The following is a 13,970-nucleotide window of genomic DNA, read 5'->3' on the forward strand; positions in this document are numbered from 1 at the left end:
CGCGCTGCCCGGGGCCAGTACCACACGCTGGCTGTCCAGGTGACCCGCCACCTGACGCAGCAACAGATGATCGATATCCGCCGACAGCTGGCAGCGATAGCTTCACGAAGTTCGGCAGCCTCCCCACAGGTTGTGTGCACGGGCTATGTTGAAGCGTCGAGGGAACGGTTTTGTTGTTTGGCGAAGATGGCGGCCATTTCCGGGTCATCCAGATGATCCAGCGCTCGTTCCACCAGCAGGTGGACGCCATTGGCCATGCGGTTGATCGCCAGGGCGATGGAGCGGCGGGAGCCGTTGATTTCGTCGGCGAGGTCAGCGGCCAAGGCACTGATCGCCAGCAGGTCTTCGGAGGCGTTGGAGAGCAGGGCTTCGGTGTGGATGTGGGGATTGACGGTAAAGAGCGAGCCTTCGCGTGCGGGTTGCTCTGGTTCGGTTTTCGGTGGGTCGGGAATGGCTTTCGACATGATCTTCAATTCCTTGTGATGCCCTCACCCTTGCGCGACTAAACGAGGGGTGGCGGCTGTACGCAGGTTAGTCGGACCGGGGAATTGAAGAAGCCGGCGCACCCGAAGGTGCCCTGCGCACAACCACCATCAAAAGCAGGTGACTGAGACCTGTCTGAAGGATGCTCATGCAGCTTCAATTACCAGCGGGCGACTAAACCCGATCACTGACAATCAGTGACAGGAATCAAATTACCGAGCGGTCCCAAAGCGCACAAGCCGGCGGATTCTGGCGTGGCGGTAGGCAACGGCGCAAGAATTTGTAGCTTGCAGGAAGTAAAACAGAGGCCTGTTAAACAGCCGACCCAACACAGGGCCGACATTGATCTCCTGTAGGAGCGAGCATGCTCGCGATGGTAGGCCAAACACCGCGGGCATTCAGATTGCCACGTTATCGTTGGCCCCATCGCGAGCATGCTCGCTCCTACGGGGTGGTCCAATCGAACTCGTCGTAATCATCGTCGAAGTCGTCCTCATCGAGGTTGTCTTCCTCCTCCGGCTCTTCAGCCTGCTTGGCCAGAAGAAACTCCTTACGACTCTCGGTAATCGCTCGCCGCAGTTCTTCGCCCTTTTCCGGGCAATTGAGCATTTGGGCGATGCGATCGATTTTCTTGGCCACGGCATCCTCCAACGCATCGGCGACTGAAATAGATAGTGGCTTAAACCCGCAGAAAAATCTTCAGCGGTGGTAACGCCGCACCACGCTGCTGTTCTTGAGCACATGGCCTTTGATTTTTTCCATCAGTTGCGCACGGGTGAGGCCCGCCGGCAAGGCGTCCGGGGCGAGGTCCAAGGCGTAGAGCTGGATGATGTAGTGATGGGAGCTGTCGCCCACCGGCGGGCATGGCCCGACGTAACCGGTGGTGCCTTTGCTGTTGGTGCCTGCCGCGCCTTCAAAGGACGTCTTGGTGCCAGCGCCGAACGGGATCTGTCGGGTGCCGGCCTTGATGCCGTAGTGAATCCAGTGATCGACACCCAGGCCTTTCTGGCCGTCCGGATCGTGCATCACGATGGCGTAGCTCTGGGTACCTGAAGGGCCGGCGTTCCAACTCAGCGCCGGCGACTGGTTCTTGCCGCCGCAGCCGCTGGCGTCGCTGGCCGCCACCGACGTGAAAAGACGGTTGTCCGACACGCCAGGCATGCTGACGGTGAAGCGTTCCTGGGCCTGTGCGGGAATCTGCACGCAAAGGGCGACGGCAATGGCCGCCAGCCAAGGGTTCAGAGAGGTCAATCGAGTCATTCCGGAGCACCTTGTGCGGGTGGGGCCGTGGTCGGCGTGCAAACTATAGCGGACCGTTCGTGCCGTGGCAGCGGGATTTGGCTGAACCTCGCAATATTGGCCAAACTCTTAAGTGAAACGCCTTCCTGGAGAGCGATCATGGCACTGCACCGCGTTGCCCGTTTAGCCGATATCCCCGAAAACCGAGGCCTGGAAGTGCGTGTTGGCGAGCGCAAAATCGTGTTGTTGCGCGCAGGTGATCAACTGCGCGCTTATCAAGGCGAATGCCCCCATGCCGGGGCGCCGCTGGCCGAGGGTGCGCTCTGCAATGGGCGGCTGATTTGTCCTTGGCATAAAGCGGCTTATCGGATCGACGATGGCGCCCTGTGCGAGCCGCCGTCACTGGACAGCCTCAGGCGCTATCCCTTGGAAACCCGTGGCGATGAAATCTGGGTCGATGAGCAACCGCTGCCCGATTCCCACACCCCGCCAGCCGATGATGATCGCACCTTTGTGATTATCGGTGCGGGGGCCGCAGGCACGGCAGCGGCAGCCGCACTACGGGAAAAAGGTTTTGGCGGCCGCGTGCTGCTAATCGACCGCGAAGCCGATGCCGGTTATGACCGCACGGTGCTGAGCAAATTTGTCATCGCCGGTGAAATGCCACCGGACGAAATCCCGGCGTTGCGAGACGATGACTTTTATCGCGAGCAACGCATCGAGCGCCTGCTAGCCGAAGTGGCGAGCCTGGATGCCAAAAGCCGAAGCGTACGCCTGACCAACGGCCAGACCGTGAACTACCACGCCGCGTTGCTCGCCACGGGTGGGGCCCCCAAACCGCTCGAGCTGCCGGGTGCGGACCTGCCGCAGGTCTTCCTGCTGCGCGCCAAGGACCAGGCACAAGCCATTCTGAACGCCGCGCAACCCGGTCAGCGGGCGGTGGTCATCGGCGACAGTTTCATTGCCATGGAGTCCGCCGCCGCCCTGCGCGAACACGGCCTGGATGTCACGGTGCTGGCCCGTCACGCCGTGCCCTTTGCCAAGCAGTTCGGTGAGACCGTCGGCAAGGCGATTCTGGCTCGCCACGTGGCCCACGGGGTGGTGTTCCATACCGACAGCGAAGCCTCGGAGATAGTGGGCAACAACAAGGTCGAGGCGGTTAAGCTCAAGGACGGCCAGCGCCTTCCGGCAGACCTGGTCCTGGTGGGCATCGGCGTCAGCCCAGCCACCGACCCGTTTGCCGGGTTGCCCATGGAAAAAGACCTGTCACTGCAAGTCGACGGCGGCATGCGTGTCAGTGAAGGACTGTGGGCGGCAGGCGATATTGCCACCTTCCCGTTCAACGGCCAGCCACAAAGGATCGAACACTGGCGCCTGGCGCAACAACACGCAAGGATTGCGGCGGCCAACATGTTGGGTGGCGATGAGCACTATCTGGATGTGCCGTACTTCTGGACCTGGCACTTTGGCAAGAACTACGACTATCTCGGTCATGCCCAGGACTGGGACGAGGTCGAGTTCAAGGGCGACCCTTATCACCCACCGTTCATTGGCCTGTTCGGCAAGAACGGTGTGGTCACGGCCGCCATCGCCTGCGATGAAGAGCGGGCAATGGCGATGCTCGCCGAACGGATGAAACAGCCGCTGCCGATTGACGAAGCGTGGCGGCTGATCCGCGACCTCTAGGGATTACTCGGCGACTTCGACGCCGCCGAGCTTGCTCATCATGAAGCCGATAAACTGTTCAACAGTCATCTTCCGGCCATTGAACTCCACTTCATTGTTGGCGTAGTGCAGTTTGCTGATGACGTTTGTGCCGTCCACCGTCGCGAACTGTGTACCGACGGCCATGGCGCCAAACATATCAGCGGTGGCCTTGGCCTGATCGACAATGGTCTTGGCGTCGGTCTGGCCATCGAGTTGCCCCTGAACGCTTAACACATCAACGAGCATCGGCTTGGACACCTGGATGTTGACGTCCAGCAGGGCAACCACTTGTTTGATCAACTGGTCAGGCGGCAGGTCCATGGATTTCGGCTTGGTCAGGTCCAGTACCAGATTGGCGTGGCTTTCGCCGTTGGCGGTGGTGAAGGCGAGTTTTTCCAGCGCCAGTTGAGGGCCGGCAGCCAACAGTTTTTCCAGATCGGCTTTGACCTGAGTCTCTTCAGCCGGGGTAAGCACCAGCTCGGGGGCCGGTTCACCGGCAGCAGCCGCCTTGGCGGCGGCCTCTTCATAGGGTTGCAGTTTGGTCTGATATACCTGCATCAACGACATCGTCGCTGGAATGTCGAGGTTCTTCAGGCTCATGGCCACCTGCGCGGAGCCCACTTTTTTATCGTTAAGCGACACTTCGCCGATCTTGTAGTCAGCGCGCCCGGAAGCATTGGTGCCCGACTCTTCGGTGAGGCTCTTCATTTCAAATTTGTTGAGGCCCAAGACCAATTGCTGTGGACCGAATGTGGTTTTGCTGTCCGTCAGCTCGACCGTGTTCTCACCGGTGTAGTAGCCATAAGTGCTCTTGATCAGGTTGCTGGCCAGGGTCAGACCTTTCAACTCGACTTTGACAGGCGATTGGCTCTCGTCGACGGTGGTCAAGGTGAAGTTGTCCATGTAACCGTTGGCTTTGACTTTCTGCGCCTGCGCGCTGGCCGAGACTTCGAGGTTCAGGCCGGAGAATTTCAAGTGGGACTTGTCGTCCAGCGCCACGTCCAACGGCAGCAATTCAAAATTGCCGTTGGTGGAATTGTCGTAGCCAATGTTGACCACGCCGGTGAGCGGCGACTTGTCCTTGGCGGCGGCGAACCACTTCTCGGTGACGGGGGTCTTTTCCAGTGCGTAGTGACTGGTGGCCATGACGGGCAGCCATTTGAGCGACACCAGTCGCGAGAATGGCAGTGGGCCGTGTTCAATGTTGTCCACGAAGAGCAATTCGACCGGGGTTTCGCCGAACGCGTCCCCCTCACCCTTGAGGCGGTAGTGCGCGGTGCTGCTGAACAGGTGACGTTCCAGCGACACCAGTTCCAGCGAAGCGGTACCCTTGGTGCCGACCAGCGCGGCTTGCAGCTCCTTGTTGGCGTCGGCGATCGAGCTGTTCAACACCCCTTCGATTCGGGTGCCGGTGTACCAGGCACCGCCGGCACTGATGACGCCAATCGCTACAACAATTCCAAGAAGTACGCCTGCTGATTTATTCATGAATGACCCAGTCAATGTCCGTTGTTTGAGGTGTGGTCGTCTTCCCTGAACCCTTGGCGGGTTAATGGCTCGACTCCGACGAAAGTGGCATGCAGGTTAGCATCAGGCGCGGGGGGTGGCCCAATGATTAAAGGTGAAAGAATGTCATTTTGGCCATGGCATGGCCTGGGATTTTCGCTGGGTTACAGGCCGCCATCGCGGGCAAGCCCGCTCCTACAGGGACGCGCATCCCACCTGTAGGAGCGAGCTTGCTCGCGATGAGGCCCGCCCAGGCACCACAGCACTCAGGAATACTGCACTTCCATCTCATCAAGCTGATGATCAAAGCTCTTGAGCCGCGCCGTCCACGTGTACACCAGCACTTCAAAGTCGCGATTGATCACCGCCCCACCCGTCACATCCGCGCGCGGGTCACAGAAGTCCAGTTGATAACGTTCGCGAGCCATGGCCGAAGCGACATCCGAGAGCTCACGGGCATTGTTCAGCCAATGCCAGCCCTCCTCGGCTATCTGCTTGTCGAGCGCCTGGCACTGCTTTTTCAGGGTTTCGAGGCTTTTTTCCAGCGGCGTGCCGGTCAGCTCGCCCATGACTTCCTGGAACGTGCGCCCCGGTTGCCAGTAGCTGCCCCAGAAATAGCGATCGAATACGGTTTCTACCCGGCGCAACGCAACCTTGGTGTCCCAGATCAGCACCAGTGTCTTGCCTTGCTCGAGTTGTCTTTTTTTGATGCGCTGGCCCTGAAGCGAAGCCCAGGCCACGACCACGATGGCCATCACCGCGATCAGCGCGGCTGCGCTGTCGAGAAACACCATCGCTTGATCGAGCTGATGCGCCAGCATGACGCCGTAGAAATAGGTGGCCGACAGCAAGACCAATGCCGCAATGGCGCACCAAAAGCCGGGAGCATAAGGGTTTTTCATTATTAGAGTCCCCATGACCAACGCTAGCCTTGATTGATGAGTTCGTCGCGCGACCTCATCAAGTCAAAGCATAGCAACGGCCTCAGGGTTTGCTGGCGTTCGAACCTTGCGTTCGTCCGCTTTCCCAGCCACCACCCAGCGCCAGGAACAAATCGATCTGGCTCAGCGCGACCTGGGTATTGGCGGCGGCCAGTTGCGCGGTGACATCGGTGTAGGTGCGGGTCGCCTGCAGGTCGGCGAGAAACGATTCGCGGCCCGCCTGGAAGAAGCGGTGCGTCTGGTCGGCGGCCAGCTTCGCCGATTGCTCGGCATCCGCCAGGGCCTCGCGGCGCTGTAACAATGCCGAGTACTGCGCCAGGCTGGTCTGGGTTTCACGGATGGCATTGAGCACCACCCCATCGAAGTGGGCCAGGGTCGCCTGGGTCACGGCTTCGGCTTCACGGATACGCGCCCTGGCGCCGTTGGTCGGCACGTTCCAGGTCAGCGAAGGTCCGAATCCCCAACGATTGGCGGAAGGCTCACCGAGGTTTTCCAGAAGACCGACAGTGCCGATCGTCGCGCCGATGCGGATGTCCGGGTACAGCTCGCCGGTGGCCACACCGATCCCGGCAGTCGCGGCGGCCAATCGGCGTTCAGCCTGGCGAATATCGGGACGACGCTTGAGCAGCGAAGCGCCATCGCCCACCGGTATCAACTGGGCGATCTTCGGCAGTTCTGCACACGTCGCGGTGCCGGCGGGCAACTGATCGACCGGCGTGGCCAGCAACATCGAGAGACGGTACAGCCCTGCCTGGCGCGCCGCCTCGTAGCGCGGCATCTCGGCGCGCAGGGATTTGAATTGGGTTTGCGAACGGGTGACCTGGGTTTCGTCACCCCGACCGGCATCGCGCAGCCGCTGGATCAACGTGGTGCTTTGCGACTGCAGATCAAGGGAATGCTGGGCAATCTCATGCTCCTCGTTGGCCGCACACACCTGGGTGTAGGCCCGCACCACATCGGCCACCAGGGTGATGCGTGCGGTATCGGCGGCCGCCTGGGTTGCATCGGCATTGGCCTTGGCGGCTTCGATGCCGCGCTTGAGCGTGCCAAACAGGTCGAACTGATAGGAGGCGCTGATGCCGATATCACCGATGTTGGCCACCGGCACTTTTTCCGGCAACAGGAACGCTTCGCCCGATTCCTGCAAGCGCTGGGCACCCATTTTGATACCACCGCTCCAGCCACCGGCGGCCTCGGCCTGATCGACCTGGGCGCGTGCCCGCAGCAGGCTCGCAGCGGCCACACGTAAATCAGTGTTGGACGCCAGCGCCTGCTGGACCAATTGATTGAGTCGCGGATCCTGATACAAGCGCCACCAATCGGCCGGCACCGGGGCTGAGACCACCGGTTTACCATTGACCGCCAGTTCACCCTGCAAATCTGCACGCTGGACGGCCGCCTCCGGCGGTACGTGATAATCCGGCCCAACCGTCTGACACGCCGACAACAGCAAGCCTAATCCGGCGATCGCCAAACCCGAGGCCTTGCTCATTTTGCCGACTCCCTGTCGTCAATGATCGACACGGTGGCAGTGCGCCCGGCAATCATGCGGAAGTCCGGTGGCACATCGTCGAAGGCGATCCGCACCGGAATCCGTTGCGCCAGGCGCACCCAGCTGAATGCCGGGTTGACGTTGGGCAGCAGGTTGCTGCCGCTGGTGCGGTCACGGTCTTCGATGCCGGCGACAATGCTTTGAACATGGCCACGCAGGCGAGCGTTGTCGCCGATTACACGGATGTCGACGCTCTGGCCAACGTGAATGCCGTCCAGTTTGGTTTCTTCAAAATACCCGTCGATGTGGAATGAATTGCTGTCCACCACCGACAACACCGGACGCCCGGCGGTCACAAACTCCTGGGGACGCGGGGCCCGGTCGTTGACGTAGCCGTCCACCGGGCTGCGAATGGTCGAGCGGTCGAGGTTGAGCTGGGCGCTGTCCACCGCCACCTGCGCTTCCATCAACGCCACTTCGGCACGGGCCACCCGCGACTGGCTTTCTTCCAGTTGCTCGCCCGGCACAAGGTTGCCAAGCCCCTTGTTCCGCTTGGCTTCGCGCTGTGCCTGGGCCAGGGTTTCCTGGCGATCGGCGACCGAGGCCTTCGCCTGGCGCAAAGCCAGCTTGAAGCGGTCCTGGTCGATGCTGAACAGCACCTGGCCACGCTGGACCGGTTGGTTGTCGTGCACTTCCACTTGCTGGATCAGCCCGGACACATCCGGTGCGATCTGCACGATGTCGGCACGGATGTGCCCGTCACGGGTCCAGGGGGCGAACATGTAATACATGACCATGCGCCAGACCACGACGACCGCGAAGCTCACGATCAACAGCGTCAGGACCACACGGCCGAGGGTCAAAAAGGTTTTTTCATGTCATCAGGTATCGGCTGAGTGAATCCACAGCGCCCAGCAGCAAGGCGTACAGAGCCACGTTGAACAATGCCCGGTGCCAGACCAGGCGGTAAAAATGCAGGCGCGTCAGCAGGCCGTGCACCAGCAGGTAAATCAGGTAGGTAATGCCCATCAGCACCAGCAGCGTGGGCAGGAACACCCCACTGATATCCAGATCACCGATCATAAAGGCGCTCCATCAATGCCATGGGGAAGCGGTTCTTCGGGTTCTGCGCTGCCGACAAATTCGACCCCGGGCAGCAAGGCCAGGCGCAGGCCACTCAAGGCGTGCAGCAGGTGCAGGCGCGCACCGTCATCGCATTCGTGATCGAGGGCGCGGCGCGTACGGTCCATCAACATCAACAACGCGCTCGGGGCGGGCAGGCGCTCATCGGCCTTGAGGCAAGCCTTGAAATACTCGCCGACCTCGTTCACCACTTGATGCAACAGCACCTGTGGAACACCCAGCACGCGCGGGGTGTAGGCCAGCAGGTCGAGCAGGTTCAACGCAACACGCACTTCGCGCAGCGCGATGCCGGTGTCCTGGCCGGTGATGGCCAGCCGCGGCAAGTGCTGCATCATCCGATCAAGCACCTGCACCCCCAACTGCCGGTGTTCGGCCAGGGTCGCCGGCTCGGTCAGGCTGACGATGTCGCGCCAGCTGAAACGGGTCAGGCGCTTGGCCGCCAGCTCCGCACCAAAGGGCCGGGCGATCAACGTCCAGACAAAGGCGAAGAGCAAACCCACGGGACCTGCCAGGTTGGAGTTGACGAAGCTGAGGAAATCCGCGTCGTAGGCGCCCTGGATACTGATGAAGGACGAGGTGTTGACCAGCGTCAGCAGCATGCCCAGGTAGAACTGCGGCTTGACCGTCAGCGTGCCGATGCAAATGAACGGCACCGCAAACGCCAGTACCAGCATCGGGAAATCGTGCAGGTTGGGCAGTACCAGGAACAGGTAAAGGCTGGCGAATACCACTGACATCGCGGTCCAGAAAAAGAACCGGTAGATCTGCGGAGCCGGGTCATCCATCGACGCGAAGAAACTGCACGCCACTGCTGCGAGAATCACTGCAGCGCCACCGTCGGTCCAGCCGAGCAGAATCCACAGCACCGAGGCGACGATGATCGCGGTGACCGTGGACGCCGCCGAATACAGCATCAGCCCACGGTCCAGGAACGGCGACAACCGCCCCAGTCGCCAATGCCGATAGACCGCATGCCAGCTGTCCTGGCTTTCGCACTGGATGGCGTATTGCAGGCTGCGACAGTCCTGCCACAGATCGATCCACTCGCCGAGTCGATACAGGGCATTGGAAAACAGCAGTTGCTTGCGATCATCCAGCGCCCGGGCAGACGGTTGCAGCGCTTCGAGTTGATCCTTCAATGCTTGCCAGCGCCCGATGTCCGCGTCCTTGTACTCGAGCCATTGCCGGGTGGCGGCGAGCAACGGCGCGAACCGGTCTACCAGCTCTGGCGTGCGCCGCTCAAGGGCGTAAAGCGCGTCATCCAGGTCGTCGATCAGCGGCAACAGGTGAATCATTCGCCCGCGCAGCTCCTTGGTATTGCGCACGGTCTGAGGGCGGGCACCTTCGTGGGGCAACTGGCCGATCATCAATTCCAGGGTGTTGAATGTGGCGACCATTGATGAGCGCAACGCGCTGATTTCTTCGGGCTGCACGTTGCGACTGAGGAAGCGCAGGCTGTACGTCGAGGCATCGGCAAACCATTTGCTCACCGAGTCGCTGAACACTGGCGCCAGCCTGCGTGGCCAGAACATCGCGCCGACGACCGCCGCAACAGCGATGCCGAGAAAAATTTCTTCCGTGCGTGCCTCTGCCACGTCCCATACGGAAAGCGGGTTATCCACGACCGGCAGCGCAATCAGCGGCAGTGTGTAGCCGGCCAGCATCAGCGCATAGTTATTGGCCGTGCGCAGGTGCATGGACAGGAACAGCAGGATCCCGGTCCACAGGGCAATGACGAGTACCAGCACATAGGGACTTTGCACGAACATCGGCACGAACAGCACCGCTGCTGCCGCGCCCATGAATGTCCCGATCGCGCGGTACAGCGCCTTGGAACTGGTCGGGCCGACGAAGGGGCTGGAGACGATGTAGACGGTGGCCATCGCCCAGTACGGACGCGGCATTTGCATGAGCAGGGCGATGTACAACGCGATCATCGAGGCCGCGAAGGTTCGCACGCCGTAAAACCAGTCGCGGGCCGGGGGAACGCCGGCGAAAAATCCGCTCAAGGTGTCACCACGGCTGGGGCATTGGCCGCCTCAAAGGCTTTTAATACTCGCAATGCGGCTTCCAAATCACTGGTGGGAATACCGGCGAGCGTTTCGTGACGCAAGCGTACCAGCTCGACCTCCACCGCCTGCACCAGCTCGCGGCCGGTGTCCGTCAGGCTCAGGCATTTGGCGCGACGGTCCTGGGCATCGGCGGTGCGCCGCACATAGCCGGCGTAACACAGCTGATCGAGCAGGCGCACCAACGACGGGCTCTCCATCCCGGCAGCCTGTGCCACCGTCACCTGACGCACGCCCTCGCCCAATCGCCCGATCATCAACAAAGGGACGGCGCAGGCTTCGGAGATGCCGTAGTTGACCAGTGTGGTCTGGCAGATTTTCCGCCAATGCCGGGCGGCCACCACCATGGCACTGCTGATGTTCATCTGGAGAGCGTCGAGGTTTTTGGGCACGGGATAAAGGACACACTGTTAGTTTGCTAACTATCAATATGACATCCACCGGGAAATCCGGTCAAGTTTTGAAACAATTATCCGATCAGCAACCCTGTACCCGCCCCTTCCTCAGCAGCACGTTCAACTGGTCCACAACCTCCGCCCAATCGGCGTCATCCAGTATTTCATCGCGCAGAAACGCCGCCTGGCTCTGGCTCCAGAAAAAAGCGTCGGCCAGGTGCAGGTCGGGTTTGAGCGGGGAATGGGACGTGATGAATTGGTCAATGCTGACCGGATCATTGGGCAGGCCCAATTGCTTGAAGAGCGAGGGCAGGCTGTGGGTTGGGGATTGCATAGTGGGCTCCTGGGGAAAAGTTGAGCGACCGCTTTGCGATCAATCGCGAGCATGCTCGCGATAGCGGTGTGTGCGGCGACGACCACTTCGCTCATGACCCAAAAGTCTAGGCCGGATGCCGGCATCGCGCCTGGATGCCGGCTAGCACAGCCCGGGTTACCAATCGTAAGACACGCTCGACACCACCGTCCGACCCTCTCCGTAGTAGCAATCCCACTCACTTCTGCAACTGGCGACGTATTCCTTGTCCGTAAGGTTTTTCACGTTTAACGCCAGTTTCACCCCCTTGAGACGAAAGGCAGACATGCCCAGGTCGTACGTCAGGCTCGCGTCGTACACGGTGTAGGAAGGAATCTGAAAGGAGCCCTCGTAATCATCGCCATAGTTGCTGCGGGCATACCGCGCGCCGACCCCGGCGCCGACTCCGGCCAACGGTGTGTCGCCCAGCACCGTGTAGTTGATCCACATTGCCGCCGTCAGCGGCGGACTGCTCGCCGGGTGGCGACCCTCTCGACCGTCGTTGTCCTTGGTGTACTTGATATCGTTACGCGATGCCGAGGCGATCACACTCAGGGATTCGGTGACCTCGGCCTTGGCTTCGAACTCGATCCCCTTGGAGCGAATGGCGCCGGTCTGGCCACTGAAGCCGGGATTGGCGAGGTCCGTGGTCAGGATGTTTTCCTGTTCCAACTCGTAGGCGGATATCTGCACAAAGCTGTTCTGGCCCGGCGGCTGGTACTTCACACCCGCCTCGTACTGCTTGCCAGTGGACGGGTCGAAGGCGCTGCCCCGTACATCGGTGCCCGTCATTGGCAGGAACGACTCCGAATAGCTGACAAAAGGTGCAATGCCGTTATCGAACAGGTAGACGATGCCACCACGCCCGGTGAACTTCTCGTCCTTGTTGTTGCTGTGCACACCTGTCAGCGGCTGTTTGTTATCGGTTTCGGCCCAATCGTAGCGACCACCGAGCACGAAGACCCACTGGTCGAGTTTGATTTGGTCCTGCGCGTACAAACCGGTCTGGGTGATGGTGTTGTCCCAGCGATTGTTGTTGCTGAAATTCAGCGACTGACCATAGACCGGCGTGAACAGGTCAATGATCGGCGGGTTGTAGTCATACAGACCGTCGAACTTAGAGTTGAAGTGGTAGTAGTCGACACCGACGATTGCCGTATGGCTGAGAGGCCCAGTGTCGAACTCGGCCTGAGCGATGTTATCCACACCGAACACCTTGTTGTCCTGTTGCCAGTTCACGCCGTAACGGGTCTGGTAGCGCTGATCGTTCTGCCCTGTGATCGGGTTGGCGACGAAGCGGTAACCATGCAGGGGCGCTGTGTAGTGGTCGTTGACCCGCGCATATCGTGCGTTTTGCTTGAGGGTCCAGACGTCGTTCAGGCGATGGGAAAACTCGTAGCCGAAGGCGTACTGCTCGCGGTGATAGTCATTGACGCCAGGCTCGCCGAGGAACAGGTCGCGGTCGATCTTGCCATTGGGGTTATCGAACAACGTACCCACGGCCGGAAGCCCCTGCGCCTCGGGAACACCTTCGTCTTTCTGGTACTGGGCGAACAGGGTCAGGCTGGTGTCGTCAGTGGGGCGCCAGGTGAAGCTCGGGGCGATGAACTGACGCTTGTCTTTGACGTAATCGATTTCATCCTGGCTGTCGTTGGCCAGGGCCGTCAGGCGATAAAGATACTTGCCTTCGTCGTCCAGCGGCCCACCGAGGTCGATGGCGGCGCTCTTGTGATCGTAACTGCCAGCTTCGAACTTGATCTGGTGCAGGGCCTCTGCGGTCGGGCGCTTGCTGACCAGATTGACGATGCCGCCCGGCTGATTCTGTCCGTACAACACTGACGCCGGGCCTTTGAGCACTTCAATGCGTTCCAGCGAGTAGGGCTCGATCTGCAATGCACCACCGGTACTGCCACCGCCATACGGCAGGTGCAGGCCATCGAGGTACAGCGGCGTCGGCGAGAAGCCGCGCGAGGTTGGCTCATCGAAAATCTTCACCCGGTCGGAGAAGCCACCGCCGGTAATCCCCGGCGTGTAGCGCAGGGCTTCGGTCACGCTTTGCGCGTTGCGTGAGCTGATTTCGGCGGCGGTGACGACATTGATCGTTTGCGGAATTTCCACCAGCGCGGCATCGGTCTTGGTGCCGGTGGCGCTACGCTTGGCGACGATGCCCGCGACCGGGCCCCAGGCATTTTCCCGCGCCTCGGGCGCGCTGACACGGGTAGCACCCAACTGCAGAGGGCCATCTTGCGAGATCGGCTGCAAGGACCAGCCACCCTGGGCAAAAACGGCCTGCAAGCCACTGCCCGCCAGCAACCGTTCAAGGCCCTGGCTCACATCGAAACGCCCCTGAAGACCGGCACTGCGCTTGCCCTCGGTGAGCTGCGCATCCACCGACAGCAGAATGCCCGCCTCACTGGCAAAACGATTCAGAACCTGATCGAGGTTGCCGGCAGCAATGGTGTACTGGCGTGCCTGACTGACGGCGGCGTCTTCGGCCCAGGCCAGGTTTGGCACCAGCGGCGTGGTGGCCAGCAAGGTCGCGAATACACTGCGGCGCAAGACGCCATCAAGCGCAAAAGTCTTCTGTGTTGGCATTCTGGAACTCCGTATGAGAATGCTTCTTGATTTGCTTTCAAGAGGTAT

The 13,970-nt window shown here is 60.8% G+C and carries 13 protein-coding genes; 1 reads left to right on the top strand and 12 read right to left on the bottom strand.

Features of this window, described 5'->3' with window-relative positions; genetic code table 11:
- Positions 1–143: 143 nt before the first annotated feature.
- The 3 genes from AB4N64_RS24135 to AB4N64_RS24145 form a co-directional block, all read right to left on the bottom strand.
- Positions 144–464 (bottom strand): DUF6124 family protein, encoded by a 321-nt coding sequence (locus AB4N64_RS24135; protein ID WP_460119181.1) that lies wholly within the window; start codon positions 462–464, stop codon positions 144–146.
- Between the two features lie 463 nt (positions 465–927).
- Positions 928–1,152, bottom strand: coding sequence for a hypothetical protein (locus AB4N64_RS24140; RefSeq protein WP_460126857.1), 225 nt, complete (start codon positions 1,150–1,152; stop codon positions 928–930).
- A 30-nt stretch (positions 1,153–1,182) separates the two neighbouring features.
- A complete protein-coding gene (locus AB4N64_RS24145) occupies positions 1,183–1,743 on the bottom strand; it encodes a YbhB/YbcL family Raf kinase inhibitor-like protein (RefSeq protein ID WP_460119183.1) in 561 nt (186 codons plus the stop codon).
- Between the two features lie 138 nt (positions 1,744–1,881).
- Here AB4N64_RS24145 and AB4N64_RS24150 point away from each other — a divergent pair, with 138 nt between their 5' ends.
- On the top strand, positions 1,882–3,408 hold the full coding sequence (locus tag AB4N64_RS24150) for an FAD-dependent oxidoreductase (protein ID WP_460119185.1): 1,527 nt from the start codon (positions 1,882–1,884) through the stop codon (positions 3,406–3,408).
- Between the two features lie 3 nt (positions 3,409–3,411).
- Here AB4N64_RS24150 and AB4N64_RS24155 read toward each other — a convergent pair whose 3' ends face one another.
- The 9 genes from AB4N64_RS24155 to AB4N64_RS24195 all read right to left on the bottom strand — a co-directional run bounded on the left by AB4N64_RS24155 (position 3,412) and on the right by AB4N64_RS24195 (position 13,922).
- Positions 3,412–4,917: a YdgA family protein gene (locus tag AB4N64_RS24155; protein ID WP_460119187.1), complete on the bottom strand. Its 1,506-nt coding sequence runs from the start codon at positions 4,915–4,917 to the stop codon at positions 3,412–3,414.
- A gap of 284 nt (positions 4,918–5,201) precedes the next feature.
- Positions 5,202–5,837: an NADH:ubiquinone oxidoreductase subunit N gene (locus AB4N64_RS24160; protein ID WP_460119189.1), complete on the bottom strand. Its 636-nt coding sequence runs from the start codon at positions 5,835–5,837 to the stop codon at positions 5,202–5,204.
- An 82-nt stretch (positions 5,838–5,919) separates the two neighbouring features.
- Positions 5,920–7,368 carry an efflux transporter outer membrane subunit gene (locus AB4N64_RS24165; protein ID WP_460119191.1) on the bottom strand — a complete coding sequence of 483 codons (1,449 nt, stop codon included), beginning with the start codon at positions 7,366–7,368 and terminating at the stop codon, positions 5,920–5,922.
- Positions 7,365–8,231, bottom strand: a complete 867-nt coding sequence (locus AB4N64_RS24170) for an efflux RND transporter periplasmic adaptor subunit (RefSeq protein ID WP_460119193.1) — start codon at positions 8,229–8,231, stop codon at positions 7,365–7,367. The genes AB4N64_RS24165 and AB4N64_RS24170 overlap by 4 nt, the downstream gene beginning before the upstream one ends.
- A gap of 10 nt (positions 8,232–8,241) precedes the next feature.
- Positions 8,242–8,451: a DUF1656 domain-containing protein gene (locus tag AB4N64_RS24175; RefSeq protein WP_392893187.1), complete on the bottom strand. Its 210-nt coding sequence runs from the start codon at positions 8,449–8,451 to the stop codon at positions 8,242–8,244.
- On the bottom strand, positions 8,448–10,520 hold the full coding sequence (locus AB4N64_RS24180) for an FUSC family protein (RefSeq protein WP_460119195.1): 2,073 nt from the start codon (positions 10,518–10,520) through the stop codon (positions 8,448–8,450). The genes AB4N64_RS24175 and AB4N64_RS24180 overlap by 4 nt, the downstream gene beginning before the upstream one ends.
- Entirely contained in the window at positions 10,517–10,945 is a 429-nt protein-coding gene (locus tag AB4N64_RS24185) for a MarR family winged helix-turn-helix transcriptional regulator (protein WP_460119197.1), read from the bottom strand. The genes AB4N64_RS24180 and AB4N64_RS24185 overlap by 4 nt, the downstream gene beginning before the upstream one ends.
- A 112-nt stretch (positions 10,946–11,057) precedes the next feature.
- Positions 11,058–11,309, bottom strand: a complete 252-nt coding sequence (locus AB4N64_RS24190; protein WP_460119199.1) for a DUF2789 domain-containing protein — start codon at positions 11,307–11,309, stop codon at positions 11,058–11,060.
- Positions 11,310–11,465: 156 nt separating this feature from the next.
- Positions 11,466–13,922 (bottom strand): TonB-dependent siderophore receptor, encoded by a 2,457-nt coding sequence (locus AB4N64_RS24195; RefSeq protein WP_460119201.1) that lies wholly within the window; start codon positions 13,920–13,922, stop codon positions 11,466–11,468.
- Positions 13,923–13,970 lie beyond the last annotated feature (48 nt).

It is taken from the genome of Pseudomonas sp. S2_C03 (assembly GCF_054668405.1).

Excerpts from the sequence above, each read along its gene's own strand:
- AB4N64_RS24175 (WP_392893187.1), bottom strand. The coding sequence starts at position 8,451 with ATGATCGGTGATCTGGATATCAGTGGGGTGTTCCTGCCCACGCTGCTG.
- AB4N64_RS24145 (WP_460119183.1), bottom strand. The coding sequence starts at position 1,743 with ATGACTCGATTGACCTCTCTGAACCCTTGGCTGGCGGCCATTGCCGTC.
- AB4N64_RS24135 (WP_460119181.1), bottom strand. The coding sequence starts at position 464 with ATGTCGAAAGCCATTCCCGACCCACCGAAAACCGAACCAGAGCAACCC.
- AB4N64_RS24165 (WP_460119191.1), bottom strand. The coding sequence starts at position 7,368 with ATGAGCAAGGCCTCGGGTTTGGCGATCGCCGGATTAGGCTTGCTGTTG.
- AB4N64_RS24195 (WP_460119201.1), bottom strand. The coding sequence starts at position 13,922 with ATGCCAACACAGAAGACTTTTGCGCTTGATGGCGTCTTGCGCCGCAGT.
- AB4N64_RS24155 (WP_460119187.1), bottom strand. The coding sequence starts at position 4,917 with ATGAATAAATCAGCAGGCGTACTTCTTGGAATTGTTGTAGCGATTGGC.
- AB4N64_RS24160 (WP_460119189.1), bottom strand. The coding sequence starts at position 5,837 with ATGAAAAACCCTTATGCTCCCGGCTTTTGGTGCGCCATTGCGGCATTG.
- AB4N64_RS24190 (WP_460119199.1), bottom strand. The coding sequence starts at position 11,309 with ATGCAATCCCCAACCCACAGCCTGCCCTCGCTCTTCAAGCAATTGGGC.
- AB4N64_RS24150 (WP_460119185.1), top strand. The coding sequence starts at position 1,882 with ATGGCACTGCACCGCGTTGCCCGTTTAGCCGATATCCCCGAAAACCGA.
- AB4N64_RS24185 (WP_460119197.1), bottom strand. The coding sequence starts at position 10,945 with ATGAACATCAGCAGTGCCATGGTGGTGGCCGCCCGGCATTGGCGGAAA.